Source organism: Actinopolyspora sabaoui (assembly GCF_051225635.1).
In the GTDB taxonomy this organism is placed as follows: Bacteria; Actinomycetota; Actinomycetes; order Mycobacteriales; family Pseudonocardiaceae; genus Actinopolyspora.
On the sequence record NZ_JBMIHH010000003.1, the window covers coordinates 327221 to 352984 of the forward strand.

The 25764-nt window shown below is 67.0% G+C and carries 26 protein-coding genes; 7 read left to right on the forward strand and 19 right to left on the reverse strand.

Annotated elements, in window-relative coordinates; all coding sequences use genetic code 11:
- Positions 1-138: 138 nt before the first annotated feature.
- Both ACOQFL_RS06575 and pgsA read right to left on the reverse strand, forming a co-directional pair.
- Positions 139-636, reverse strand: coding sequence for a CinA family protein (locus tag ACOQFL_RS06575; protein WP_435543185.1), 498 nt, complete (start codon positions 634-636; stop codon positions 139-141).
- Complete coding sequence (pgsA, locus tag ACOQFL_RS06580) at positions 633-1271, reverse strand: CDP-diacylglycerol--glycerol-3-phosphate 3-phosphatidyltransferase (protein WP_435543186.1); 639 nt, start codon at positions 1269-1271, stop codon at positions 633-635. Before pgsA ends, ACOQFL_RS06575 begins: the two co-directional genes overlap by 4 nt.
- Before the next feature lie 317 nt (positions 1272-1588).
- On the opposite strand from pgsA, the gene ACOQFL_RS06585 reads away from it, so the two are divergent.
- Both ACOQFL_RS06585 and ACOQFL_RS06590 read left to right on the forward strand, forming a co-directional pair.
- Complete coding sequence (locus ACOQFL_RS06585; RefSeq protein ID WP_435543187.1) at positions 1589-2164, forward strand: amino-acid N-acetyltransferase; 576 nt, start codon at positions 1589-1591, stop codon at positions 2162-2164.
- An 82-nt stretch (positions 2165-2246) separates the two neighbouring features.
- Complete coding sequence (locus tag ACOQFL_RS06590; RefSeq protein WP_435543188.1) at positions 2247-2747, forward strand: phospholipase; 501 nt, start codon at positions 2247-2249, stop codon at positions 2745-2747.
- A gap of 156 nt (positions 2748-2903) precedes the next feature.
- Here ACOQFL_RS06590 and ACOQFL_RS06595 read toward each other — a convergent pair whose 3' ends face one another.
- The 7 genes from ACOQFL_RS06595 to thyX form a co-directional block, all read right to left on the reverse strand.
- Positions 2904-3029, reverse strand: coding sequence for a hypothetical protein (locus ACOQFL_RS06595; protein WP_435543189.1), 126 nt, complete (start codon positions 3027-3029; stop codon positions 2904-2906).
- On the reverse strand, positions 3026-5644 hold the full coding sequence (locus ACOQFL_RS06600) for an FtsK/SpoIIIE family DNA translocase (protein ID WP_435543190.1): 2619 nt from the start codon (positions 5642-5644) through the stop codon (positions 3026-3028). The genes ACOQFL_RS06595 and ACOQFL_RS06600 overlap by 4 nt, the downstream gene beginning before the upstream one ends.
- A 630-nt stretch (positions 5645-6274) precedes the next feature.
- A complete protein-coding gene (locus tag ACOQFL_RS06605; protein WP_435543191.1) occupies positions 6275-6499 on the reverse strand; it encodes a hypothetical protein in 225 nt (74 codons plus the stop codon).
- 424 nt (positions 6500-6923) lie between these two features.
- Positions 6924-8615: a ribonuclease J gene (locus ACOQFL_RS06610; protein WP_435543373.1), complete on the reverse strand. Its 1692-nt coding sequence runs from the start codon at positions 8613-8615 to the stop codon at positions 6924-6926.
- Between the two features lie 32 nt (positions 8616-8647).
- Positions 8648-9592 (reverse strand): 4-hydroxy-tetrahydrodipicolinate synthase, encoded by a 945-nt coding sequence (gene dapA, locus ACOQFL_RS06615; RefSeq protein WP_435543192.1) that lies wholly within the window; start codon positions 9590-9592, stop codon positions 8648-8650.
- Between the two features lie 224 nt (positions 9593-9816).
- On the reverse strand, positions 9817-10443 hold the full coding sequence (locus ACOQFL_RS06620) for a TIGR03085 family metal-binding protein (protein ID WP_435543193.1): 627 nt from the start codon (positions 10441-10443) through the stop codon (positions 9817-9819).
- Between the two features lie 89 nt (positions 10444-10532).
- Positions 10533-11285: an FAD-dependent thymidylate synthase gene (thyX, locus tag ACOQFL_RS06625; RefSeq protein WP_435543194.1), complete on the reverse strand. Its 753-nt coding sequence runs from the start codon at positions 11283-11285 to the stop codon at positions 10533-10535.
- A 264-nt stretch (positions 11286-11549) separates the two neighbouring features.
- Between thyX and ACOQFL_RS06630 the strand changes: the two genes are divergently transcribed.
- Entirely contained in the window at positions 11550-12095 is a 546-nt protein-coding gene (locus ACOQFL_RS06630) for a toxin-antitoxin system HicB family antitoxin (protein WP_435543195.1), read from the forward strand.
- A 50-nt stretch (positions 12096-12145) separates the two neighbouring features.
- Entirely contained in the window at positions 12146-13099 is a 954-nt protein-coding gene (locus tag ACOQFL_RS06635; protein ID WP_435543196.1) for a DUF4097 family beta strand repeat-containing protein, read from the forward strand.
- A gap of 166 nt (positions 13100-13265) precedes the next feature.
- Here ACOQFL_RS06635 and ACOQFL_RS06640 read toward each other — a convergent pair whose 3' ends face one another.
- A complete protein-coding gene (locus ACOQFL_RS06640) occupies positions 13266-14477 on the reverse strand; it encodes a winged helix-turn-helix domain-containing protein (protein WP_435543197.1) in 1212 nt (403 codons plus the stop codon).
- Between the two features lie 103 nt (positions 14478-14580).
- Between ACOQFL_RS06640 and ACOQFL_RS06645 the strand changes: the two genes are divergently transcribed.
- Positions 14581-15138 (forward strand): GNAT family N-acetyltransferase, encoded by a 558-nt coding sequence (locus ACOQFL_RS06645; protein WP_435543198.1) that lies wholly within the window; start codon positions 14581-14583, stop codon positions 15136-15138.
- Between the two features lie 17 nt (positions 15139-15155).
- Here the strand turns inward: ACOQFL_RS06645 and ACOQFL_RS06650 are convergent, their stop codons facing one another.
- The 8 genes from ACOQFL_RS06650 to truB form a co-directional block, all read right to left on the reverse strand.
- Positions 15156-15638, reverse strand: coding sequence for a tetratricopeptide repeat protein (locus ACOQFL_RS06650; protein ID WP_435543199.1), 483 nt, complete (start codon positions 15636-15638; stop codon positions 15156-15158).
- Positions 15638-16387, reverse strand: a complete 750-nt coding sequence (gene dapB, locus ACOQFL_RS06655; RefSeq protein ID WP_435543200.1) for a 4-hydroxy-tetrahydrodipicolinate reductase — start codon at positions 16385-16387, stop codon at positions 15638-15640. Before dapB ends, ACOQFL_RS06650 begins: the two co-directional genes overlap by 1 nt.
- 272 nt (positions 16388-16659) lie before the next feature.
- The gene (locus ACOQFL_RS06660; protein WP_435543201.1) at positions 16660-18912 is read right to left on the reverse strand and encodes a polyribonucleotide nucleotidyltransferase; all 2253 of its coding nucleotides are present in this window, start codon (positions 18910-18912) and stop codon (positions 16660-16662) included.
- A 283-nt stretch (positions 18913-19195) separates the two neighbouring features.
- A complete protein-coding gene (gene rpsO / locus ACOQFL_RS06665; protein WP_092627302.1) occupies positions 19196-19465 on the reverse strand; it encodes a 30S ribosomal protein S15 in 270 nt (89 codons plus the stop codon).
- A 214-nt stretch (positions 19466-19679) separates the two neighbouring features.
- The gene (locus tag ACOQFL_RS06670; protein WP_435543202.1) at positions 19680-20258 is read right to left on the reverse strand and encodes a 2'-5' RNA ligase family protein; all 579 of its coding nucleotides are present in this window, start codon (positions 20256-20258) and stop codon (positions 19680-19682) included.
- 137 nt (positions 20259-20395) lie between these two features.
- Positions 20396-20905 carry an XRE family transcriptional regulator gene (locus ACOQFL_RS06675; RefSeq protein ID WP_435543203.1) on the reverse strand — a complete coding sequence of 170 codons (510 nt, stop codon included), beginning with the start codon at positions 20903-20905 and terminating at the stop codon, positions 20396-20398.
- A gap of 137 nt (positions 20906-21042) precedes the next feature.
- On the reverse strand, positions 21043-22023 hold the full coding sequence (locus ACOQFL_RS06680; protein WP_435543204.1) for a bifunctional riboflavin kinase/FAD synthetase: 981 nt from the start codon (positions 22021-22023) through the stop codon (positions 21043-21045).
- Between the two features lie 105 nt (positions 22024-22128).
- Entirely contained in the window at positions 22129-23040 is a 912-nt protein-coding gene (gene truB / locus ACOQFL_RS06685) for a tRNA pseudouridine(55) synthase TruB (protein WP_435543205.1), read from the reverse strand.
- A 129-nt stretch (positions 23041-23169) separates the two neighbouring features.
- Between truB and def the strand changes: the two genes are divergently transcribed.
- The gene (gene def / locus ACOQFL_RS06690; protein WP_435543206.1) at positions 23170-23670 is read left to right on the forward strand and encodes a peptide deformylase; all 501 of its coding nucleotides are present in this window, start codon (positions 23170-23172) and stop codon (positions 23668-23670) included.
- A gap of 25 nt (positions 23671-23695) precedes the next feature.
- Here the strand turns inward: def and ACOQFL_RS06695 are convergent, their stop codons facing one another.
- Positions 23696-25039, reverse strand: coding sequence for an MATE family efflux transporter (locus ACOQFL_RS06695; RefSeq protein WP_435543207.1), 1344 nt, complete (start codon positions 25037-25039; stop codon positions 23696-23698).
- A gap of 66 nt (positions 25040-25105) precedes the next feature.
- Here ACOQFL_RS06695 and ACOQFL_RS06700 point away from each other — a divergent pair, with 66 nt between their 5' ends.
- The gene (locus ACOQFL_RS06700) at positions 25106-25618 is read left to right on the forward strand and encodes a CGNR zinc finger domain-containing protein (RefSeq protein ID WP_435543208.1); all 513 of its coding nucleotides are present in this window, start codon (positions 25106-25108) and stop codon (positions 25616-25618) included.
- The last annotated feature ends 146 nt before the right edge of the window (positions 25619-25764 follow it).

Consider the following 25764-nt stretch of genomic DNA (forward strand, 5'->3'; position numbering starts at 1 on the left):
CCAACGCACGGCTCGCTTACCACGAGTCCGCCGAGGGCGAACGCGTCTCATCCACAAGACGGAGCCAACGACCCCAATGTCTCATGAAGCGAGACAGCGCGCGTGACTGCCGGCGGTAACGTCGAGTTCTCTTCCGGTTCAACGCAACAGCGCCTCCAAGTGTTCCAGGGCCCGCAAGGCGGCACCGCACCGGATCGAACCACGCTCCCCGCTCAACCGCTCCGTCCGGATCACGGACCCCTGTGGCCCGGCGAAACCCAGGTGAACGGTTCCCGGCGGCACCCCGTCCTGCCAGTCGGGCCCCGCCACGCCGGTGAGACCGACACCCCAGTCCGCCACACAGTGTCGCCGGGCTCCCCGGGCGAGCTGCTCGGCCACCTCGGGCTGCACCGCCCCGCCCTCGGCCAACAGCTCGGAGCTGACACCGGCGAGCGAACTCTTCAGATCGGTGGCATACACCACAAGACCGCCGCGCACCACCGAACTGGCACCGCTGACATCGGTCAGTAGCATGCTCAGCATCCCGGCCGTCAGGGACTCGGCGGTGGCGATAGTGAGCCCACGAAGCCGCAGCGATTCCAGAATGCCGCCCACCAGCTCCTCGTGTTCCACCCGCCCCTCCGGGCGGAAAGTCATGCGCGCACTCCACGTGAACGCGGACTCAACGAGCGCAGCCGGAACGCGCGCACCGCGTAGTCGGCACCCGTGATCACCGTGGCCAGCACTGCCGCCCCCATGACCACCCACTTCAGCGGATCGGCGGCTTCACCGAGCGGCAGCAGGTAGAGGCCGATCGCCAGGGCCTGCAACATCGTCTTGAGCTTGCCGCCCGGGCTGGCGGGGATGACGCCGTGCCGGATGACCCAGAACCGCAGCAGGGTGACCGAAGCCTCTCGGAAAATGATGACTCCTGTCACCCACCATCCGAGATCACCGAGCGCACTGAGTCCGACCAGCGCGGCTCCGGTCAGCGCCTTGTCCGCGAGCGGATCGGCGATCTTGCCGAAGTCGGTGATGAGACCGCGACGGCGAGCCAGGTCGCCATCGATTCGATCGGTGATCGAGGCGATGGCGAACACCGCGGTGGCCACCCAGCGCCACAGCGGGTCGTGCCCACCCGCCCAGAACAGCACGATCAGGAAGACGGGAACGAGCAGCAACCGGGAGGTGGTCAGCGCGTTGGCGATGTTGACCACCGGGACCGTTCGCTCGGTATCGGCGTCGCCCTGGCCGGACACAGGCCGGTCCGACGCCGCACTGTCCGCTGTCATGGCAACTCCTCGAACCGATCCTGTCCGCTACGGACCTCGTGCGCAGTGCCACCCCCAGGATCTGCGACAACGGTCGCACCGTCCACCGCAGGGGCGATCGACCGAACGAACTCGCACCGACGGCGGGTGCGGCGCGACGGCCGTGACTTCAGGGCGGCGGACGAACCGGCCACCACTGGTGGGTCAAGCATAGCGTTCGGCCACGAGCCGACGAGCGGGGAAACCCGCCGCCCCGAGGAGCACGGCGACCGGCCGAGATTCCGAGGGGCTCAACCCCGGCTGTCCACCGGAGCGGAAAATCGCAGTAGAATACCTTTATGCATGATTATGCGAAAGAGAGGATAACGATTCGTCGTGCTCGCATCGGCGACGTCCGGGAAATCAAACGACTCGTGGACACATATGCTGGCCGAGTACTACTCGAAAAGGATCTGGTCACCCTCTACGAGAGCGTGCAGGAGTTCTGGGTGGCCGAAAGCGCGGATCGGGACCCGAAGGACATCGTCGCCTGCGGCGCGCTACACGTACTCTGGGAGGATCTGGGGGAGGTGCGCACCGTGGCGGTGGATCCGCGTGTTCGCGGCCAGGGGGTGGGGCACCGGCTGGTGAACGGTCTGGTCGAACTCGCGGCGGAGCTGGGGCTGCCGAAGCTGTTCGTACTCACCTTCGAGACCGAGTTCTTCGCCAAACACGGATTCGAACCGATCACCGGGACACCGGTCAGTCCCGCCGTGTACGCGGAGATGCGTCGTTCCGCGGACCAGGGCGTCGCCGAGTTCCTGGATCTGCCCTACGTCAAGCCGAACACACTGGGCAATACGCGCATGTTGCTGCGACTGGAGGAGTGGAACCAACCGCGACACACGGAAGGGGCCGACCGGATCATTCGATAACGCCCGATCGCACGAAGCGCTCGCCCGCCCGAAACGATAGGACTGATTCGACTACAGATCATCCGTCGCTAGGGGACGATCCGTGTTCGAACGGAATACTCGAAGCGGGCCGCGAGTACTGGTGATGCTGCTGGCAGCCTGTTTCGCGACACTGCTGACCGGCACCAGCGCGTACGCGGCGATCGGCGACTCGCAACTTCGCCGGACCACCGACCACTATCTCTTCGAAGTCACCCTGGGCGAGTTCGGACAAATTCGCGCCGAACGCCCCTACCCCGACCAACTCGACTGGTCCTCGGACTCCTGCTCGTACTCACCGGACGCTCCGCTCGGCTACGACTTCACCCCGAGCTGCCACCGACACGACTTCGGATACCGCAACTACAAGCTCCAGAACCGGTTCAGCGAACAGAACAGGGCGATCATCGACGACAACTTCCGCGCGGACATGTACTCCAGCTGCGCGGGTGACGCACTGTGCGAACGCGCGGCCGATGTGTACTACCACGCCGTACGGCAGTTCGGCGCCAGTAGCGCAGGCACCGCTGAGGCATTGCGGAAGGCACAGCTCGCCACGGAGTAATCCGTTCGGGGCGGAGCTCGGAAGCCGGCCGTGTGGCGTCGGCGGAACTCCCAGCCGAAAGATCCCGGCCGAAAGACCCCGGCCGAACGGGCCGATCGGTGAAAACACACCGTCCGAGCCGTTCGACCGGGTCGTCCAGACACGGGCCCTGCGGCCTCACAGGAACCGCAGGGCCCGCAGGATCAGCAAGGCCCGCGGGGCGGAGTCCGGGGTGGACGATTCGACGAAGCGCCGCCGGTAACGGGATTCCCACAGCACTTCGGAGCCCCGCGAACGAATCATTCCGTTTCCTGCGGGGGCGGACCACCCCGGATGGAATTCAGCGCACTGTCCAGATCCTCCGGTTTGACCAGCACCTCACGCGCCTTGGAGCCCTCCGAGGGCGCGACGACGCTTCTGGATTCCAGCAGATCCATCAGCCTGCCCGCCTTGGCGAAACCGACCCGCAGTTTCCGTTGCAGCATCGAGGTCGAGCCGAACTGGCTGGTGACCACCAGCTCCGCTGCCTGTAGCAGCACGTCCAGATCGTCGCCGATATCGGAGTCCACCTCCTTCTGCTGCCCTGCCTTGGCAACCGTGACTCCGTCCGCGTAATCGGGTTCCGCCTGTTCCTTGGTGTAACCCACGACACGGTGTATCTCCTCGTCACTGACGAAGGACCCCTGCACTCGGCCGGGGCGTGCGCCTCCCATGGGCAGATAGAGACCGTCACCCATACCGATCAGCTTCTCCGCTCCCGGTTGATCGAGGATCACTCGCGAATCGGTCAGCGAGGAGGTGGCGAAGGCCAACCGGGACGGGACATTGGTCTTGATCAGACCGGTGACCACGTCCACCGAGGGACGCTGGGTGGCCAGCACCAGGTGGATGCCCGCCGCACGTGCCTTCTGCGTGATCCGCACCACCGCGTCCTCGACGTCGCGGGGCGCGGTCATCATCAGGTCGGCCAGCTCGTCCACGATCGCCAGGATGTACGGGTAGGGACGGTACTCACGCTCGCTTCCCGGAGGAGTGGTGATCTCACCGGAGCGCACCTTGGCATTGAAGTCGTCGATGTGGCGGACCCTGTTGGCCTGCATGTCCTGATACCGCTGTTCCATCTCCTCCACGAGCCAGCCGAGAGCGGACGCCGCCTTCTTGGGCTCGGTGATGATGGGGGTGATCAGGTGCGGAATCCCCTCGTAGGGAGTCAGTTCCACCATCTTCGGGTCGATCAGGATCATCCGGACCTCGTCCGGGGTGGACCTCGCCAACAACGAGACCAGCATCGAGTTGACGAAGCTCGACTTGCCGGAGCCGGTCGAACCGGCACAGAGCAGATGGGGCATCTTGGACAGATTCGCGGTGACCATCTGGCCCTCGATGTCCTTGCCCAGCCCTATCACCAGTGGATGCGTGTCGTTGGCCGCAGTGGGTGAGCGCAACACGTCACCGAGTCGCACCATCTCGCGGTCGCTGTTGGGGACCTCGATCCCAACCGCGGACTTGCCGGGTATGGGGGCCAACAGCCTTACGTTGTCGTTGGCCACGGCGTAGGCGATGTTCCTGGTCAACGCCGTGATCTTCTCGACCTTGACCCCGGGCCCCAACTCGACCTCGTAGCGGGTGACCGTGGGACCGCGGACGAATCCGGTCACCTCCGCGTCGATCTTGAACTGACGCAGCACCCCGTTGATCGCCTCGATCATCGCGTCGTTGGCGCTACTGTGCCGCTTCGCGGGATCACCTTCCTGCAGGACGTCGAGTGGTGGAAGGTGGTAGTCACCCTCCACGGTCCGGCTGAGGGTGAGTTGCTGCGGCTCCTCCGGAGCGGCCCCGGTTGCCTGGACCGGCGCGGCCCCGCTGCTCTGGACCGCCTTCGAGGACGTGTCGGTGCGTGATTCGGCCCGCGGCTGCTCCGACGTCGCGGCGGGTTGGGCCGTACCGGCCCGCTCGACAGTTTTCCCGGAGTCCTCCCCGGAGGACGATCCGGTCATGGCGGCCTGCCTGCGCCTGGCCGGTCGACGGAGCTCGGTACTGCCCGGTTCGGACGGACTCAGCTCCTCGTCGGCCGGTTCGGACGCGTCGTGTTCGGGATAGGCGAGCTGACGAAGTCGTTCGGGAACGTCGCGTACCGCTGTTCCCGTCAACAACAACACCGCGAACAGCGAGACCAACACGAGAACCGGCACCGCGACGACGCCGGTCATCCCGTTGGCCAATGGTCCGCCCGCCGCGTATCCGAGCAGCCCGCCCGCCTCCGACCACTCCTCGGCTCCTCGGGGCGCACCGGTCACGATGTGCAGTACACCGAGTCCCGCGAACAGCAGCAGCGCCGTTCCGACCACCATTCGCGGACGCGCGTCGGGATTGGTCTCGGTACGCATGAGCAGTACCGCCACCGCGAACAGCACCGGAGGAAGCGCGAGTGCGGCCGCTCCCACCACCGAACGCAGCAGCCAGTCGAGCCAGTGCCCGACCGGACCGCCCGCCTGCCACCACACGCCTGCCGCGGTGACCACCGCCACGGCCAGCAAAATCAGAGCCACTCCGTCCCGCCGGTGCGCGGGTTCGAGCTCCCTGGTGCGCCCCAACGTACGCAGCAGGGTTCCGGTCGTCCGGGCAAGACTGCGGCCCAGTTCGGACCCCCCGGCTCCGCTCCGGGAGCTGCGGGAATTGGCCCCCTTGGAACCATTCCCCCGGTTGGCGGTGGAACGCCGCGAGCCGTTCTTCGCGGTGCGCTTGGTCGTGGCGGCTTTTCCGGCGGAGGACCGACCGGAACGCGTTTCCCCGCTCCCGGTGTTCTTGGAGCCGGCTCCGTTCGAAGTGGACTTCTTCGTGTTCGTCCCGGAGGAACCACTGCGCTCCCCGCCGCCACGCGCGTTCGACCGCCCTTTACCCGTCGTGCCGCTGGCCATACCGAACACGGTATCGGTGCTCCGTCTCTCGTTCGAGTTCCTCCCCGTCCTGCGGGGCGGAATTCCCATCGGGTTCGGGCCCAATGGTTCCCGCTCCGCGGCCGATCGCCGCGGGAAGAATTCTTGCGGACCGACGGCGGCTCCACAGATATCGTCGGGGCTTTCCCTCGCTGCCGCTCGACCGGCGGCCGGAATGTTCTTCACGCCGGTGAACCGCTTCCCGAACCCGAGTCGGTCTCCGAACCGAACTCCGCGGTCCCGCAGCAACCGGAAGCACGCTCGAATGCCCGATCCACCGCCTCGCGCACGGTGTTCCTTCCGCTCGGCAGAACCACTCCCCGCCACGGAAAAACGCTCGGCGCCGCACATGATGCGCGGCGCCGAGCGCTCCCCCTCCCCTGGTGTGACTTCGGCCCGTAGCGGCTTCCCGGTCGATCGCTTCCCGAGCGCGCCCACCCCGACAGCGCCCGTTGGGAAACATCGCCGGTATTACCGGTTCGACTCTGTGTGCCCGAGGGCTCCCACTTCACTCACGCACCCGAACATCGACTCGCCGGCTACGAGAATCCCGTCACACGTTTTCGCGGCGTGTGCCGGTCCTCTGACGACACGCCGGGACCGGCCGACCGCTCATCGCGCCGTGGGGTGGTCCACGATGGGCGCGTTGACGCACTTGGTGGTCTCCGGCGAGGCGATGTTGAGGTTGGCGCCGAGCACCGCGACGTCGTTGCCGCAAAGCTGGATCGGCAGGACACTGACGTTGTTGTCGTTGAGGATGTTGATGCCGTCGTTGTCTTTGCTGTCGGCCATGGCGGGCGAACCCACGGCCATGAGACCGGCGGCAGCTGCCGACACCGTCAGAAGGCGAAGCGACTTACGCACGATCGGACCCCAATCTGCGATCTACTGTTACTGCGGAGCGAACCGGAGCGACGGAAACACGAAAGTTTCCTCGCAAGCTTTCCGCCGACCGGCTGTTTTCCACATTGGCATCACAGCCGAGAACCAGCGCGCTCAGTCCCACCATCGAGGTAAGATGACCACACGAAAGTGCTGTTGCAAACAAAATGTGTCCACGGTAGCCGGAGACACACCCATGATTGTCCACTCGAAAGTGTCTCCCGAACAGTTCCGACCCACGGTCGTGGAACGGCACGAAACCCCCGCCCCGCGTATCGCCAGGGGGTGTGCTCCCGCTCGAGACACGTGGCTTCACAGCGGGAACCGTCGGGCGGTTCCGCCGAACGAGCAAACCGTCGGCCCGAGCGGAAAACGCGGTTCAGGAACTCACCGGAAGCACGTTGGGCACGATCATCGGACGACGCCGGTAGGTGTCGGCGACCCACTTGCCGACCGTACGCCGCACGGTCTGCGCGATTCGGTGCGTATCGGTGATGCCCTCGGCCTCGGTTCGCGAGAGTTCCATCTCCACCAGCGGAACCACCTCGTCGAGGGCCTTGGGGTCGTCCGAAAAGCCCCGACCGGAGATGGTGGGAGGCGATACCGCGCGTCCCGTACCGGCCTCCACCGCCACCGTGATGGATATGAAGCCACCTTCACCGAGCACCAGACGATCGGACAAGGTGGATTCGCCCACGTCACCGACCGAGAGTCCGTCCACATAGACGTGTCCGACCTCGACCCGCCCCGCGATGCTCGCGACACCGTCGATCAGGTCCACCACGACGCCGTCCTCGGCGATGACCACCCGGTCGGACTGGACCCCGGTGAGCGTGGCCAGCTCGGCATTGGCCCGCAGGTGCCGCCACTCCCCGTGCACCGGCATCACGTTGGCGGGCCGCACCGCGTTGTACAGGTAGAGCAGTTCGCCCGCGGAGGCGTGCCCGGAGACGTGCACCTTGGCACTCCCCTGGTGGACCACCTCGGCCCCCAGCCTGACCAGCCCGTTGACGACGCCGAAAACCGCGGTCTCGTTGCCCGGAATCATCGAGCTCGCCAGAATGACCGTGTCACCGTGCTGGATGCTGATCTGCTTGTGCTCGCCACGGGCCATCCGTGACAGCGCCGACAGCGGCTCCCCCTGCGACCCGGTGGAGACGAAGACCACGGAGTCGGACGACATCTGCAGCGCCTCCTCCAGATCGACCAGGGCTCCCTCCGGAACCCGCAGGATGCCGTGTTCCGCGGCGATCCCCATGTTGCGCACCATGGAACGCCCGACCAGGCAGACCTTGCGTCCGTAGGAGGCCGCCACGTCGAGCACCTGCTGCACCCGGTGTACGTGGCTGGCGAAGCAGGCCACGATCACGCGCTGCGTGGCACGTCCTATCACCGAGTCCAGCACGGGGCCGATCTCACGTTCCGGAGTGACGAACCCGGGCACCTCGGCGTTGGTGGAGTCGACCAGGAACAGGTCGACTCCCTCACTGCCCATCCGGGCGAATCCGGCGAGGTCGGTCAGCCGACCGTCCAGCGGCAGCTGGTCCAGCTTGATGTCACCGGTGTGCAGCACGGTACCGGCGGGGGTGCGGATCGCCACCGCCAGCGCGTCCGGAATCGAGTGGTTGACGGCGAAGAACTCGAGGTCGAACTGGCCGTGACTGCTGCGCTGGCCCTCTTCGACCTCTACGAGCCGTGGCGTCAACCGGTGTTCCTGGCACTTGGCGGACAGCAGCGCGAGCGTGAAGCCGGAGCCGACCACCGGCAGTTCCGGGCGTTGCCGCAGCAGGAAGGGTAGGGCGCCGATGTGATCCTCGTGCCCGTGCGTGAGCACGATCGCCTCGATCTCGTCGAGGCGGTTCTCGATCGGGCCGAAGTCGGGCAGGATCAGATCCACTCCGGGGGAATCGTCCTCCGGGAACAGCACACCGCAGTCGACCACCAGCAACCGACCGTCGTACTCGAACACGGTCATGTTCCTGCCGACCTCACCGATACCGCCGAGGGCGACCACCCGGAGCGCCCCCTCCTCCAGCGGAGGCGGAGCCGGAGTCGCCGACGTCGGTGTCAGGGGATGTTTCTCGGTCGACGTTGCGCGTGCTGTCAACGCGATGTCACCTCGGTTGCCGCATCGGGATTGACCAGGACCAGACCAGCGTCCCACAGATCGCTGGCGATGATGCGCACCTGTTCGTCCGTGGCCGACGGCAACGGGAGCCGGGGCTGGCCCGTCTCATAGCCACACAGGCGCAGCGCCGTCTTGGAGAAGATCACACCGCCGACGAAGTTCATCGACCGGTAAACCGGGAGCAAACCGTAATGGATCTCACGGGCGGTGGCGACATCACCGGACTCGTGCGCGTCCAACATCTGGCGCAGCCGGTCACCGACCACGTGACCAACCACGCTGACGAAACCGACCGCCCCGGTGGACAGCCAGGGCAGGTTCAGCGGATCCTCCCCGGAATAGTACACGAGGTCGGAATTGGCGATCACATCGCTGCCCGCGAGCAGATCGTGTTTGGAGTCCTTGACCGCCTTGATGCGGGGGTGCTCGGCGAGCCGCTTGAGCGTCTCGGTCTGGATCGGAACCACCGAGCGCGGGGGGATGTCGTAGAGCATCACGGGGAGTTCCGTGGCATCGGCCACCGTGGTGAAGTGCGAGTACAGCCCTTCCTGCGGCGGCTTCGAGTAGTAGGGGGTTACCACGAGCAGCCCGTGGGCCCCGGCCTTCTCGGCCCCCCGTGCCAGTTCCACGGAGTGCGCGGTGTCGTTCGTCCCCGCCCCCGCGACCACGGTGGCACGATCCCCGACTGCCTCGGAGACGGCACGCAGCAGCCGTTCCTTCTCCTCGTCGGTGGTGGTGGGGCTCTCACCGGTGGTGCCGTTGACGACCAGGCCGTCGTTACCCAGCCGGTCCACCAGATAACAGGCCAGCTGTTGCGCGAGAGCCGTGTCGAGATTCCCGTCCGTGTCGAACGGGGTAACCATGGCGGTGAGAACGCGCCCGAAAGGACGACCTTCGGTAGCTGTGGGACTGACGGTCATAACTGCTGACGCTACCCTCCGAGGAGATCACCGGACGTGCCCGTCTCGGAACTGTGTCCCGGGGACGTCCTGCCGACGGAAACATCACGACGATTCGAACCGAAGCGAGGCGTTGTTCCGCGCCCGGCGGGAACAACGCCCGGATTCTTTCACAACCCCGAACAGTGAGACACGTCACTTCATCGGAGACCGCCGGGCGCGGCGGACCCACCACCGGAACTCGCTCAGACGCTGCGGCGAAGATCCTCCACCGCCAGCACGTCGGCCTCGTTCCCCTCGAAGCTGACCTGTGCGGATTTCCTGCCGAAGGCGTGCAACAGGAGCTCCTCCGACGAACCGAGGATGCGTACCGTCCGCGGGCCGTTCTTCGCGGAGATCTCGTGGCCGTCCGGACGACGGAGCACCACGCCCACGGGGCTGCGACCGTAGAAGTACCGGGCGGTGCGGGACAGCGCCTTCCAGAGGGCTTCCGAACGCTCCGGATCCTCCGCTCGCGGCTGCCAACCCGGCTGTGCCCGCCGTACATCCTCGTGATGCACGTAGTACTCGGCGCTGTTCACACCCTCGTTGACCGCCCCGATGCCGAGCGGATTCCACTTCGGCGGCCCCTGACGTACCCGGTCGACCAGCTCCTCCCACTGAAGTTGAGCCAGTTCACCCCGAACACGTTCCCCACGGTCGGCCAGCGCCTTCAACAGCTTCCCGCCCGCCGCGTCCGGCCGATGTTCCCGCACAACCAGGTGAACGGCCAGATCACGCGTCGACCAACCGTGGCACAGCGTCGGCGCTTCCGGACCCAGCCGCTCGAACAGATCACACAATTGCTGACGTTCGTCGTTAGCCACACCCATGCCCGCACTCTAGCCGGGACATCCGGACGAAGTCCGTGCGAGGAGGCGATCCACGACCCACAGTGGATCGCCGAAGGTCACGAGGCGTCTCAACCCTCGGTCACGTACGGACTCGAAGCCACCTCGGTCCCGTCCCGCAGCTCGGTGATCTCGAAGTCACCGAAGACGTTGGGGGCCACTCCCCGCAGCTGCCTGAGGCATTCCACGGCCAATCCGCGGATCTCCACGTCGGCGTGCTCACTGGCGCGCATCGCGACGAAGTGCCGCCAGGCGCGGTAATTTCCGGTGACGACGATGCGCGTCTCGGTGGCGTTCGGCAGGACGGCGCGGGCGGCCTGCCTGGCCTGCTTGCGACGCAGCGTCGCCTTGGGTTCGTCGGCGAACTTCTCCTGCAGCGCCTGCTGCAGATCCGCGTAGGCCTCCAGCCCCGCCTTGGTCGCGGCCAGGAACTTCTCGTGCAGTTCGGGGTCCTCGGCGATGATGTCGGGTTCTACCATGCCCGCGTCCCGTTCCGGAACGTAACGCTGCGACAGCTGGGAATAGGAGAAATGCCGGTGGCGGATCAACTCGTGGGTCAGCGAGCGAGAGACACCGCTGATGTAGAAGGTCACGGTTCCGTGCTCGAGCACGGAGAGATGCCCGACCTCCATGATGTGGTCCAGGTACCCGGCGTTGGTCGCGGTGGCGGGATTCGGTTTGCTCCAGGACTGGTAGCAGGCACGACCCGCGAACTCCGCCAACGCCTGTCCCCCGTCGGCATCGGTCGACCACTCCACGTCTTCGGGCGGGAAGAACTCGGTCTTGCCGATCAGCCGTACCTTCGGCGGGACGATCTCGGTCACGGCGGGCGAACCCCTTTCCTGCGTACTACGGCCGGCGCGATACCACCGGCGATGACTCCCCCGGGAGGCCGACACCGCGATCGGCGTGGCCACTTCCCTCGTCGAACACCCTAACGACCCCGACTTCGCCGGTCCGACGCGCGGTACACGGTGGTGTTCGGGAGATTCGTGACCCATTGCCGAGCCCCGGAGCGCCCCGCGGAACCGGGGTGGCGACACCACGCACTTCTTGCCATGACACCAAAATGACGTCATGGTGATGTCATGGATCTGAGCTCACACATCAACCAGCTCCGTGAGGACCTGAGCGCGGCAGCCTCGGTGGGGGACGAGAGCACCCGGCACGCAGCGACACTGTTGTCCGGAGCTCTGGAACCCGCGATGCGGCTGACCCTGATGAACGCACTGTCGGACCTGGCCGCGGAGGTGACCACGCAACTGGACGGCCGCGTGGTCGACGTGCGCCTGGAGGGCAGGGACGTACGGGCGGTGGTAAGTGGAGTCGAGGAACAGCGGCGGGAACCTCTGGAGGAGGAACCACCGCAACCACCGCCGAGCGGCGACAGCGGCGACATCAGCAGAATCACGCTGCGTCTGCTGGACGAGATCAAGGGCCAGGCCGAGCAGGCCGCCTCCACGCAGGGAGTCTCGCTGAACACGTGGGTCGCCAGGGCGGTGCAGGGGGCGTTGCACGGAACCCGTCCCCCCGGCACCTGGACTGGCAGCGGGACCGAACAGTCCGGAGACTCCGGAGAATCCCGGCAGGACAGTCCCGCGTCCTCCCGACTCAGGGGGTGGGTCAACGGTTAGTCCGTCCAGCGCGTCCCCCCGTAGGGGTCTCACCAAAGGAGAACAACGTCTTGAGCGAGCATTCGGAACCACCACCCCGGGAACTGCTGCGCACCCACGAGTTCCGGGTCGCGGGACCGGTGGAACTGGACCTGAGCAACGGAGTCGGACCGGTCGAGATCGTGCTGGACGAGTCCGAGTCGGTGCACGTCGAAGTGAGGCACGAACCAGAGCACGGCTACCCGGACTGGCGTGGTGGACTCAGCGGACTGCTGAACTGGGTCAGCGAGCAGTTCAACGAAACCGGGATCAAACCGGGCAACGGGCGTGGCAACAGCGGTAACCGCGAGAGCGATCGAGAGCTGAACGCGGCCGCGGAGGCGGTGAATCAGACACGCGTCGACATGACCAACAGCAGGGTGGCAGTCCATCCACCTACCACGGTTCCGCTGCGTTCGGTCCCCCTCTCGCTCCAGGTGCACGCACCGAGCGGCTCGCGGATCAACGTCCGAACCGGCCCCGGGTCGATCCGGGTCACCGGTGGTGCGGGCCGCATGAGTCTGCAGAGCGGTTCCGGATCGGTGGTCACCGAGGAGGCGAACGGCACCGCCACGGTCCGGACGGGCTCCGGACTGGTCCGACTCGGAAACATGCGAGGAGGTGTACAGGCGCGCAGCGGCAGCGGACGGATCGAGATCGCCTCGATCGAGGCGGCCTCCTCGGTGGTGACCGGCAGCGGCAGCGTGTGGCTGGGCAGGGTCGGCGACGACCTGCTGGTGCGTTCCGGCAGCGGCAACATCACGGTGGCCGAGGGCACGGCGGGGCAGGTGGAACTGATCACCGGCTCCGGCGAGCTGCAGTTCGCCGTGGGACACGGGGTCACCGCGGAAGTGGATCTCACCTCCTCCACCGGCAGCATCTCCAGCGAGCTGGAAGTGGTCACGGAACCACCGGCAACATCGCCCCCGCTGAAGCTCTTCGGACGAACCGGTAGTGGGCAGGCGCTGTTGACCTCGGCTGTCTGAGCGCCGCTAGGGTTCCTCGATCGAACTCCGTCGCGCTCGCTTCGTGCGATCCTCCCGCTCCCGCCCTGGTGGTCCGACATCGAGCACAACGGCTCACCGGACGCTGTCGACAGGGCGGGGCAGCAGAGCGAGGCAACAGAGCGGGTCGAGAACCGCCCGGGGAGCGTCACGCCGTTGAGCGCAACCCGGCGGCGAGATCGCCGTGTTCTCCGACGACCACGCCGTCCAACCCGAGCCAGTCGGCCATCTCCCGCAGGACTACGCCCAACTCCGCGGCCACGCGCCCCCGGTCGACGTCCGGCTCGGCGAACGCCCCCGGAACGCGTAGCACACCAGCCTGACGGTCGGCTTTGAGATCCACGCGCGCCACGATTCGATCGTCCAGCAGGAACGGGAACACGTAGTACCCGTACTCCCGCTGCTGCCGGGGCACGTAGATCTCGATGCGATACCTGAAGCCGAACAGCCGTTCGGCCCTGGGCCGGAACCAGATCAGCGGGTCGAACGGGCAGAGCAGCGCCCGAGCTCCGACCGAACGGGGCGTACGAGCACCGCGATGCATGTAGACCGGATCAGGCCAGCCCTCGACGGCGACGGGGCGCAGCTCGCCCTGCTCGACGAGTTCGCTCACCGCCCTGCGGGAACGCTCCGGAGACAGCCGGTAGTAGTCCCGCAGATCCGGTTCGGTGGCGATGCCGAGCGCACGGGCCGCGCGCGAGACCAGTTCACGCACAGCCTCGTCCTCCGGCGGATCCTGGGCCAGGACTTCCGGGGGCAACACGCGCTCGACGAGATCGTAGTGACGTTGGAAACCGTGCCTGGTGGCCGTGGTCAGTTCCCCGGCGGCGAACAGGAGTTCACAGGCGTGTTTGGTGTCCGAACGGTTCCACCAGGTGCCGGTTCCCACCTTGGATCCGCCGATCTCGCGCTCCAACTCCGCCGCACTGACCGGGCCGCTCTCCTTCACGGCGGTACGTACCTCGTCGGTCAGTCCGGGCGCGCGCTCCAATAGCCGGCGGTAGCGGGGCCGAGAGGTGTCGGCGTAGTCCCGCATCCGCCAGCGCAGTAACGGCCAATCGGCCAACGGGATCAACGAGGCCTCGTGCGCCCAGTACTCCACGAGCATGCGAGGACGTCGGGGGGCCGGATGCCAGGCCGCGTCGTCGAGCAACGACCTGTCGTAGCCGCCGATCCTGCTGAACAGGGGCATGTAGTGGGCACGCACCGCCACGTTGACCGAGTCGAGCTGCAGCAGATTGGTCCTGTGGAGCACGCGGCGCAGTTGCCGCCGGCCGGGCCCACTGTGAACCGGAGCTTCGGCGAACCCCTGGGCGGCCAGCGCGATACGTCGAGCCGCCGCGATATCGATCGTGCGCATACCGGGATCATGCCAGCGGGCACCGACACGCCGTGTCCGTGCGTCGCTCCGGTTTCCGGCACCACCAATGACCCCGTCGGGGTGGACACGTTAGGTTTTCGGCATGGCCGACGCCGAGGTACGGACCGCCACAGTCGCGGACGCGGCAGAGATCGCCCGGATTCAGCTCGGCACCTGGCGCAGCGCCTACTCGGAGCTACTGCCGCCCGGTGTGCTGGAGGAACTCACCCAGGACACCACCGAGCGGCAGTGGTCGGAGGCCGTGGCGGAGAGCGCGACGACGGTGCTGCTCGCCACGGAGGGAAGCTGGACGGTCGGCTTCTGCGTGGGGGGTACCGCTCCCGTGGCGGAGACGGCCGCGGCGGACGGCTCCGTACCGGAGGACGCGAGCCACACCGGGCTGGTGAGCGCCCTGCTCGTGGAGCCGCGCTGGGGGCGTCGGGGGCACGGTGGCAGGTTGCTCGGCACGTTGGCCCAGCGGCTACGCGAGGCGGGCAACACCAGAGGCATCGCCTGGATCCCGGAGGCCGACGAAGCGTCCATGGCCTTCTACCGCGGTCTCGGTTGGGAACCGGACGGAACGGTTCGGACCCTGGACGCGGGCGGCAGACCACTGCGTGAACTTCGCGTCACCGGAACTCTGGAGCTGCGTTTCGAGTGATTCGACCGAGTATCGGTTCACTCGGAATCCCGCCGCTCCAGATCGATGGCCCTGCGCATGGAACGACGGCCGCGGTTCCGGTCACCCGCCAGATCATAGGCCTGCGCCAGGGCGTACCACGCTCGCCAGTCGTTCGGGGTGCGTTCCAGTTCAGCGCGCTTGGTCTCGAACCACTCGTCGGCGGCGTCGCGCCGCACCCGCCCCGAGGGACGAAGCGGCAGATGTGACACGTCCGGCAGCGTTCCCTCGTCGCTCATCCGTTCCGCGAGGTGCTGCGTACGCATCCCGAATCGGATCTGGTCGAGCACCAGAACCGCACCGAGGACCGGCAGCACGAACACGGCCACCCCGAGCACCGCGAACGCCGGAACACCGCTGAGCAGCATCGTCACCGCCCGCCGCCCCAGCAGCACCAGGTACACCGCGAGCACGAGCGCGAGCAGCAACGCGGCTCCGCGCGCGCCCGGCGACCACGAACGGCGTTTCGCAATCTCGGACATCACAGCCCCAACAGCGGATCCAGGCCCACGGTGACTCCCTTGTGTCGGCCGACCTCGCGCACCGCGAGCAACAGGCCGGGCATGAAGGAACGCCGGTCGTAGGAGTCGTGCCGCACCGTCAGCGTCTCTCCCTCGGTGCCGAACAACACCTCCTGATGCGCGACCAGACCGGTCATGCGTACCGCGTGCACGTGGACGTCGTCGATCTCCGCACCCCGGGCACCCTCCGGGTCCCTGGTGGTCGCATCGGGCATGGGTCCCAGCTCCGCCGCGGTCCTGGCCTGCGAGATCATCCGTGCGGTGCGGGCCGCGGTCCCGGAGGGGGCATCAGCCTTGCGGGGATGGTGCGATTCGACGATCTCTGCCGAGTCGAAGTATCTCGCCGCGATCTCGGAGAACTTCATGGCCAGCACCGCGCCGATGGCGAAGTTCGGGACCACGAGTACGCCGACCTCCGGCTGTTCACCCAGCCAACTCTGAATTCTGCTCAGTTCCTCGGTGCCGACACCGCTCGTGCCGACCACCGCGTGGATACCTTGCTCCACGCAGAACGCCAGGTTGTCCATGACCGAGTCCGGATGGGTCAGATCCACCGCCACATGGGCTCCAACCTCGGACAACCCACGCAGCGAATCCTCCCGATTGATCTCGGCGACAAGCTCGGTGTCGGCTGCCTCCCCGACGGCCCGAACTGCCTCGGACCCCATTTTCCCGCGCGCACCGAGTACTCCGACCCTGATCGGCTCCAACGACTCGACTCCTTTCGAAAGCTGCCCGATCCCCAGCGAGCACGATATTGCTCGCCTCGAACCCGCTCGCGCACCGGCCCCGGACCGCGAGAGATACCGAACGGATCGTAGAGCGCACGGGACGGGCGACGGGCATTGACGAGTACGGCCCGCCCGGAGAGTTCCGGGCGGGCCGGGTCACATCGAGCGGTCAGCCACCGCCGACTCGGAACTTCCGACCGAAGCTCGGCCGGTCGGCGTTCCCTGCCGGGAACACCGGTCCCGAAGGATCGTCACTCCGCTTCCGCGGGCTGCTGCACCGAAGCCTCGTCGACGTTGACCGACTCGGACTCCTCGTCGACGGGAACCAGGCTGATCTTGCCCCTGCTGTCGATGTCGGCGATCTCCACCCGGAGCTTGTCGCCGACGTTGACGACGTCCTCCACCTTGCCGATGCGCTTGCCGTTGCCGAGCTTCGAGATGTGGACGAGACCGTCCTTGCCCGGCATCAGGGAAACGAAGGCGCCGAAGGCGGCGGTCTTGACCACCGTTCCGAGGAAGCGCTCACCGATCTTGGGGAGCTGCGGGTTGGCGATCGAGTTGATCCGATCGATGGCCGCCTCCGCGGAGGGGCCGTCCGAAGCGCCGACGTAGATCGTGCCGTCGTCCTCGATGGTGATCTCGGCGCCGGTCTCCTCGGTGATCGTATTGATCATCTTGCCCTTCGGGCCGATGACCTCACCGATCTTGTCCACCGGAACGTTGATCGAGGTCACCCGAGGCGCGTGCGGGCTCATCTCGTCCGGCGAGCCGATCGCCTCGGCCATGACGCCGAGAATGGCCAACCGGGCGTCCCTGGCCTGTCCCAGCGCCTGCCCGAGCACCTCGGAGGGGATGCCGTCGAGCTTGGTGTCCAGCTGCAGGGCCGTGATGAAGTCCTTGGTGCCCGCGACCTTGAAGTCCATGTCGCCGTAGGCGTCCTCGGCACCGAGGATGTCGGTCAGCGCCACGTAGTGGGTCTGACCGTCCACCTCGTCGGAAACCAGCCCCATGGCGATACCCGCCACCGGGGCCTTGAGCGGAACACCGGCGTTCAGCAGCGACAGCGTCGAGGCGCAGACCGATCCCATGGAGGTGGAACCGTTGGAACCCAGCGCCTCCGAAACCTGCCGCAGCGCGTAGGGGAACTCGTCCCTGCCCGGCAGCACCGGGACCAGCGCGCGTTCGGCGAGCGCACCGTGCCCGATCTCGCGCCGCTTCGGCGTACCCACTCGACCGGTCTCACCGGTGGAGTAGGGCGGGAAATTGTAGTGGTGCATGTAACGCTTGCTGGTGTCCGGCCCGAGACTGTCGATGGTCTGCTCCAGCCGGAGCATGTTCAGCGTCGACACCCCGAGAATCTGCGTCTCACCGCGTTCGAACAGCGCGGAACCGTGTGCGCGGGGGACCACACCCACCTCGGCCGAGAGGCCGCGGATGTCGGTCAGACCACGGCCGTCGATGCGGACCTTGTCCCGAATGATGCGCTGGCGGACCAGCTTCTTGGTCAGTGCCTTCAGCGCGGCACCGAGCTCCTTCTCCCTGCCGGCGAAGGCCTCGCCCTCCTCGACACCGACCCGCTGCAGCGTGATTTCCTTCAGCTCGTCGAGCCGCTGCTCCCGCTCCTGCTTGCCGCCGATGGCCAGCGCCTCGGCCAGCTCCCCGGAAACGGCCTGCTCCACGGCGGTATAGGCGTCCTCGGCGTAGGCCGGGTAGACGGGGTACTCCTCGGTGGCATCGCCCGCGGCCTCTGCCAGCCGCTGCTGCGCCTCGCAGAGCACCCGAATGAAGGGCTTCGCCGCCTCCAGACCACCCGCGACCACTTCCTCGGTGGGAGCCTGGGCGCCTTCGGTGAGCAGCGCGTCGGTCCCCTCGGTGGCCTCGGCCTCGACCATCATGATCGCCACGTCGTCACCGACGATGCGCCCGGCCACGACCATGTTGAACACGGACCGCTTGAGCTGTTCGTGGGTCGGGAAGGCGACCCACTGCCCGTCGATCAACGACATCCTGGTGCCGCCGACCGGGCCGGAGAAGGGGAGGCCCGACAGCTGGGTGGAGGCCGAGGCCCCGTTGATCGCCAGCACATCGTAGGAGTCCTCGGGGTTCAGGCTCATCACCGTGACCACGACCTGAACCTCGTTGCGCAGCCCCTCGACGAAGCTCGGGCGAAGTGGCCGGTCGATGAGCCTGCAGGTCAGGACCGCGTCGGTGGAGGGCCTTCCCTCCCTGCGGAAGAAGGATCCCGGGATACGTCCCGCCGCGTACATCCGCTCCTCGACGTCGACCGTCAACGGGAAGAAGTCGAGGGTGTCCTTGGGTTGTTTGGAGGCGGTGGTGGCGGACAACAGCATGGTGCCGTCGTCCAGGTAAGCGGTGACGCTGCCGGCCGCCAACTTGGCCAACCTGCCGGTCTCGAAACGGACGGTGCGTTGGCCGAATTCACCGTTGTCCAGGACGGCGGTGCTCTCGTACACCCCGTCGTCGTATGACTGCGAGTCTGTCAACTCATGCTCCTAGAAATTGCGGGCTCCTCCGAACGCAGAGACCACAACGACCGCACGCAGCGTGGTCCGACGGGGCCGGTCATCGATCGAAGCCCAGGGGATGTTCACTCCGACACCCCCTGTGGCCACTACCGAGGACCGGCGAAGGCCTCTGCTTGGCAGCGGTGTGGACTCTGTGTTGGAAACCCTGTGTCGCTTGCCGGTCGTGATCCGGACGTCGCTCGTGGAGTTCCACTCCATACACCAAGGGGAGTGGCAGCACGGCCACTCCCCCGGCGAACTGTCAGCGGCGCAGTCCCAGTCGCTGAATCAGCGAGCGGTAGCGCGTGATGTCGACCCGCGTCAGATAGTTGAGCATCCGACGGCGCCGGCCGACCATCAGCAGCAAGCCACGACGCGAATGGTGGTCGTGCTTGTGTTCCTTGAGGTGTTCGGTCAGCCCCGAGATCCGGTGGGTCAGCAGGGCGACCTGCGCCTCGGCCGATCCGGTGTCGGATTCGTGCAGGCCGTACTCGGACAAGATCTGCCGCTTGTCGGTAGTGGACAGCGCCACGAGTGAGTCTCCTTGTTTTTCGTGTCCCGTGCCGCCGATATCGTGCTGGGCACGACACCGGATTACGTATCGTCACCGTTCGGTTGAAGCCAAACACTCGAAGCTGGCAATCACCCGTCTGGCTGATCTCCGGCCGCCACGGACCGCAGCCGGAGGCTGCCACCGAGCATAACAGGGAGACCGGCGAAAAGCGGTATACCCGCTGCGAGGCGTGTCACCGAGGATTCAGCGGAACCCGGTACACCGTCCGATAGGTCAGCATCCCCGAGTGCCGCTCGCTGGCGACCACGTCGAACGATCCCGCCGACCAGGCCGGTCCCACATAGCTGTTCAACCGATCGGTGAGCCGATCGGGCTCCACCCTACCGCCCGACCAGCGAGCGATCGTAACGTGTGGGCGGAAACGCCGCACGTCCGCTCCTGCCAGCAGGGCCACCCTGCGCAACACGGGTGCGACCTCGCCGCTGCCGACGTCGTTCTCCGGCACTACCCCCACCCACAGCGCACCGCGAAACGTGCCGGCCCCGGCCAGGCACAGCGGTGGCAGGGCGAAGTCCGGCTCGGTCTCGTGGAGCTCGGCCACACCGGCCCGCAGTCGGGCGGCGACGGTGTCGGGGTCGGCGTCGTCGCCGTGAAAACACAGAGTCATATGCCACCGGCTGGGCGGAATCGGGCGGAAACCACGCAGTCGTTCCGCTCGGCCCGGCCACTTGCCGCCCCGGTTGGCGCCCACCACGGCGGCAAGGTCGGCGACAGCGGCTTCGGAGGGCCAGAACGCGGTGAACAAGCGCATCAGGAATCCTTCCGAATTCCGCCAACGGTAGTGTCGCGGTCCCATCGTCCTACGTTCGCCGTCCGGCGCGCCCACGCCGAATCTCGGCACGGAAAACCCCGGACACCTCCTCGCCCCACGCCCCTGGCACCGACCATTCACGCCGAGCTACTGTCCTCGGCCCTTGGCTCGCCGGAAGCGGCTCTTCGCAACAGCCCGGCCAGGGCGGGGTGGTAGCCGTCCAGCAGGTCGGCAGCCCATTCCAGCTCGTGCGGCTGAGCGATCTGTAGCAGGGCGGGCCGCACCACTTCCTCACTGTTGCCCACCTGCCGAACGGGCATGCTGTCCCTTCCGAGGGCGGGGCGGGAGTCCCTGACGTCCTCGAGTGCCTGTTGCATCGCTTCGGACTCCCCGGCTGCCACACCCGGGGTGAACACCTTGCGTTCCAGCATGACGAGCCTGGCCAGCACGGAGGGATTACCGATCTTGGCACGCCTGCCGCTCATAACCTGGCTGAGCATCGGCGCGCTGATCCCCAGTACTTCCGCCAACTGAGCCTGTGAAGTGCGGTAGGCGACCACCAGTCGCCGTACCCGATCGCCCAACTGTTCGCCGTACCACTGACGTTGCAACGCCAGATTCCGCTGGACGACCTCGCGTTCCTGCACGTTGGCTCCCCCCGGCTGCCGTTCGGATCGATGAACCCTCTCGAGTTCCGAATATTGCCAGGCCGACGACGTACACGGGGCCGGAATCCGAAAAATGTTTCATAATGCCTGGACAATCAACCGTACGGCCGAAGGGGTCACCGCGGCACGAGGAGAGCCCGTGTCTCGGCCACGTCCTGCGCCATCCGAGCGACCAGTTCTTCGGCCGAGTCGAAGCGGACCATGCCGCGCAGCCGGTCCACGAAGTCCAACTCGGCGTACTCGCCGTAGAAATCTCGATCGACATCCAGTACGAACGCCTCCACGGTGCGCTCGGTGCCGGAGAAGGTGGGATTACTACCGACCGAGACCGCGGCGGGCAGGGTTTGTTCCGGTTCCGTCGCGCCGCGCTGCCGATGTGTGAACCAACAGGCGTAGACCCCGTCCGCCGGTATCGCCGCGAACTCGGGGGTGGAGAGATTGGCGGTCGGGTATCCGAGTTCCCTCCCTCCTCGGCCGGTACCGCGCACGACGATTCCTTCCAGCCGGTGCCAGCGCCCCAGCGCGGCAGCAGCGGCGGCCACGTCACCCGCGTCGATACAGGAACGCACGAAGGTCGAGGAAAACGTGACCGGCGGTTCCTGGTGCTCCGCACCATCGGTGTGGCCACCCAGCAGTTCGGCGGACTCCACCTCGAAACCGAACCGCTGCCCGAGTGTGTGCAGCAGGTTTATGTCCCCCGCGGCCTTGTGACCGAACGTGAAGTTCTTGCCCACGACGACGACGGCGGCGTGTAGCCGCTCCACGAGGATCTCGTGAACGAATTCGTCGGCGGGCATTCGCGACATCTCCGCGGTGAACGGCAGCACGCAGAAAACATCGACTCCCTGCTGCTCTGCCAGTTCGGCCCTGCGCTGCAGGGTGGTCAGCTGCGCGGGATGACTGCCGGGGCGGACCACCTCCGCCGGATGTGGGTCGAAGGTGACCAGTACGCACGGCAGACCGCGTTGGCGCGCCCGCCGCACGGCCTGACCGATCAGTTGCTGATGCCCCCGGTGCATCCCGTCGAAAACTCCGATGGTGACCACACACCGGCCCCATCCACTGGGAAACTGCTCCAAGCCACGCCAACGCTGCACGGCTTTCCACCCTATCTAGCCATGCGTGCCACACGGGCGGGACCTGGGCGTGTCGCCGCGAAGGACCTCGTGACGGCCCCGATCGGGGCGATGTGTCACCGCCCGTCAACCGGCCGGACGCAGTACCAACACCGGTTTGGCCCTCGCCCCCTGATTCCGCAACAGCGCGAGGGCGTGCCCCTCGGGATCGAACGCCGCGTAGGTGCCGTCGATGTCCGCTCCGGCGACGGGTTTGCCGTGCGAGAGCGCCCGTGCGGTGGATGCGTCGATCTGATGTCGCGGGAAGGCGGCGGCGACCGCCTGATCGAGGTCCATGGACAGCTCGGGGTGCTGTTCCAGGTATTCGAGGCCGCGGACGGTTGCCAGCCCGAACGGACCGACCCGTGTACGGCGAAGCCTGGTCAGATGCCCCCCGACTCCCAACCGCTCCCCGAGATCGCGTGCCAGCGCGCGAACATAGGTGCCGGAGGAGCACTCCACCATCACGTCGAGATCGAGAACCTCCTCGGCGGAGTGTGTGGCGAGCAGGTCGAACCGCGACACGGTGACCGGCCTGGCGTTCAACTCGACCTCCTCGCCGCCGCGAGCGAGCTCGTAGGCACGGCGCCCGTTGATCTTCACCGCACTGACCTTGCTGGGAACCTGCTCGATGGCACCGGTCAACTCGGCCATCGCGTCCGCCACGGCGGACTCGGTGACCCCGGAAGCGTCGGTGGCTGAGACCTCTTCCCCGTCCGCGTCGTCGGTATCGGTCGCCGAACCGAGTCGGACAGTGGCCAGATAGGCCTTGGTGTCGAGCGCGAGGTGGCCGAGCAGCTTGGTGGCGCGTTCCAAACCGAGCACCAGCACCCCGGTGGCCATCGGGTCGAGCGTTCCGGCGTGTCCGACCTTGCGGGTGCCCATGATGCGGCGGACGCGTGCGACGACATCGTGCGAAGTCATCCCCGCCGGTTTGTCCACGACCAGCAATCCGGCGGGCACTGTCTGCTGCTGAGAGGTTCGGGTCTGACGCGGCACGGCGCCCAATCCTGCCTGATGTCGACAACGGGACCGAAGCGGGCCACCCGCTCGGCTGACGCGCCCCGACCGATACGCGTGTGGCCCCGCTCGCTAACGTGGTGCACGGCGACGAGCAGGAGGTTCACGTTGACGATCAAGCCGATCCGACGGTTCGGCGACCCGGTGCTGCGAACGGTGGCCGAGCCGGTCACCGTCTTCGACGACAGGATAACTTCGCTGGTCGCCGACTTGCTGGACACCGTGACCGAACCCGGCCGGGCAGGTGTCGCCGCGCCGCAGATCGGTGTGAGCCTGCGGGCGTTCAGCTACAACGTCAACGGCGAGAAGGGCTACGTCCTCAACCCGGAGCTGGTGGAGGTCTCGGGAGAGCAGGACGGTGAGGAGGGGTGTCTGTCGGTACCGGGACTGAGCTACCCGACACACCGTGCCTCCTACGCGAAGGTGCGCGGCGTGGACCTGCGCAACGACCCCGTCACCGTCGAGGGGACCGACCTCATGGCGCGCTGTCTGCAGCACGAGACGGACCATCTGGACGGCATCGTCTACCTGCAACGACTGGAGCCCGGGAAGCGTCGCTCGGCCATGAAGGACGTGCGCGGCACGGACTGGTTCTGGAACGGCAACTGAGCCTCCCCGGAACGATTCGCCGAGCCTAGTGCTGCTGGGCCGTGGCATCGCCGGGAACCCGCGTTGCTCCCACGACAGCCCACCGATCCGAGCGCGCCCGCAGCAGCAGTGTCAGCAACCTGCCGAACATGAACAGGCTCAGCCCGGTCCAGATGCCCGCCAGCCCCCAGCCGAAGACCAGCGCGAGCCAGATCAGCGGGAGATAGCCGATCGCGGCGCTGAGCATCGTCGCCGTTCGCAGGTAGGCGGCGTCACCCGCGCCGAGCAGCACCCCGTCCAACGCGAAGACGACCCCGGCGACCGGTTGCAGGGCCACGAAGAACCACCAGGCGTAGGGGATCTCGGCCAGTACCGAGGCATCACTGGTGAAGGCGGACGGCAGCACGGGGAACAACACCGCGAACAGCACTCCCAGCAGCACGCCGAAGCCGAGTCCGTACCAACTCACCTGCCTGCCTATACTCTTGGCCGCGCGCGCTGCCTCTCTCCCCAGCGCCGCTCCCACCAAAGACTGCGCTGCGATCGCCAACGAGTCGAGTACCAACGCCAGAAAGCTCCAGAGCTGCCAGACGACCTGGTGAGCAGCCGCGGTGTCCGCACCGGTTCGTGCCGCCACCGAAGTGGCGGACAGGAAACACGCCTGGAAGGCCAGAGTGCGCAGAATCAGATCTCGCCCCAACGAGAGCTGGGCGCGCATCATCGCGGTGTCCGGGCGGAGCGCGGTGACCCGTTCCGTCAGCAGCGCGCGGACGAACAGGCTCGCCGCGATGGTCTGGCCGACGACGTTGGCCACCGCGGACCCCTCCACTCCCCAGCCGACCGGGTAGACCAGCACGGGGCAGAGCACGAGTGAGACACCGTTGCCCGCCAACACGTAACGCAACGGCCGAACCGTGTCCTGCACCCCACGCATCCACCCGTGCCCGGCGAGGCTGATCAGCACCATCGGAGCCCCGAGCAACGCGATGCGCAGCCAACCCGTCGCGGCCTCCGCGATGGCCCCACCACCGGTCATCAATCGCACGACCGGACCCGCGAACAGCTGAGCCAGCAGCAGGATGCCCAAACCGACCCCGGCTCCGAGCCAGGTCGCCTGCACACCCTCCGAGACGGCATCGGCACGTCGTCCTGCCCCGTGCAGCCGCGCGGCACGAGCAGTGGTCCCGTACGAGAGGAAAGTCAGCTGGCTGGAGACGACAGTGAACAGCGTTCCGCCCAACGCCAGCCCTGCCAGCGGAATCGCGCCCAGGTGCCCGACCACGGCCGTGTCGACGAGTACGTACAGCGGTTCGGCGGCCAGCACGGCCAACGCGGGGAGGGCCAGCGCGAGCAGCCGCCGCACCGGAACCCGTTCATCGGTATCGGACACCACACCTCCAGTAAGCTGTCAACACGGGAACCACCCCTTACAGAGAGGCTACGGTAAGGATCAGCTATGGACAATGCCGATTACACGGCGGGTGCGATTCGTCTCGCCAACGCGGATCTGACGAGCCCGGAGACACTGCGCGAAGTACTGCGGCACGAACCCTGGTGGGCACAACGGATCACCGAGTCCGATCTGCGTGTACTACGAGAGGTCGCCGCGGGAATCCGACGAGCGCTGGCGGCGGCCAGGACCGGTGACGCCTCGACGCTGCTCGCGGAGACGAACGAACTACTGGCGGCCCATCCGCCACGCCCGAGGTTGTCCGACCACGGCGCGGAATGGCACATCCACGTCGCGGACGTCGACGAGGATCCGGCGGTGGAGATGGCAGCGGTCGCCGCGTGGGGACTCGCGCAAGGAGTGGTGCTGCACGGCAGCGACCGATGGGGCCGGTGCGCGGCCCCGGACTGCGAGAACTACTTCCTGGACACTACGGCCAACCGAACCAAACAGTTCTGTTCGGCTCGCTGCGCGAATCGGGTGAATGTGGCGGCTTTCCGCGCTCGTAACCGCGAATGACGGGTCGTCCGAATCGAGAAGCGTCCCCTTCGGGACACTCCTCGCCGGGCTCCCGCAACGGTGAGTCGACGCTCTCGACAAGAAGCACGGAGGCGCCACCCGGGAAACCCTCGGGCCCATGAGAAGCGCCCCGTACGAGATCTCCG

Coding starts and splice junctions, on each gene's coding strand:
- ACOQFL_RS06575 (WP_435543185.1), bottom strand. CDS start 636: ATGACTTTCCGCCCGGAGGGGCGGGTGGAACACGAGGAGCTGGTGGGC.
- pgsA (WP_435543186.1), bottom strand. CDS start 1,271: ATGACAGCGGACAGTGCGGCGTCGGACCGGCCTGTGTCCGGCCAGGGC.
- ACOQFL_RS06585 (WP_435543187.1), top strand. CDS start 1,589: ATGCATGATTATGCGAAAGAGAGGATAACGATTCGTCGTGCTCGCATC.
- ACOQFL_RS06595 (WP_435543189.1), bottom strand. CDS start 3,029: ATGATTCGTTCGCGGGGCTCCGAAGTGCTGTGGGAATCCCGTTACCGG.
- ACOQFL_RS06600 (WP_435543190.1), bottom strand. CDS start 5,644: ATGGCCAGCGGCACGACGGGTAAAGGGCGGTCGAACGCGCGTGGCGGC.
- dapA (WP_435543192.1), bottom strand. CDS start 9,592: ATGACCGTCAGTCCCACAGCTACCGAAGGTCGTCCTTTCGGGCGCGTT.
- ACOQFL_RS06620 (WP_435543193.1), bottom strand. CDS start 10,443: ATGGGTGTGGCTAACGACGAACGTCAGCAATTGTGTGATCTGTTCGAG.
- ACOQFL_RS06630 (WP_435543195.1), top strand. CDS start 11,550: ATGGATCTGAGCTCACACATCAACCAGCTCCGTGAGGACCTGAGCGCG.
- ACOQFL_RS06640 (WP_435543197.1), bottom strand. CDS start 14,477: ATGCGCACGATCGATATCGCGGCGGCTCGACGTATCGCGCTGGCCGCC.
- ACOQFL_RS06645 (WP_435543198.1), top strand. CDS start 14,581: ATGGCCGACGCCGAGGTACGGACCGCCACAGTCGCGGACGCGGCAGAG.
- ACOQFL_RS06650 (WP_435543199.1), bottom strand. CDS start 15,638: ATGTCCGAGATTGCGAAACGCCGTTCGTGGTCGCCGGGCGCGCGCGGA.
- ACOQFL_RS06670 (WP_435543202.1), bottom strand. CDS start 20,258: ATGCGCTTGTTCACCGCGTTCTGGCCCTCCGAAGCCGCTGTCGCCGAC.
- ACOQFL_RS06700 (WP_435543208.1), top strand. CDS start 25,106: ATGGACAATGCCGATTACACGGCGGGTGCGATTCGTCTCGCCAACGCG.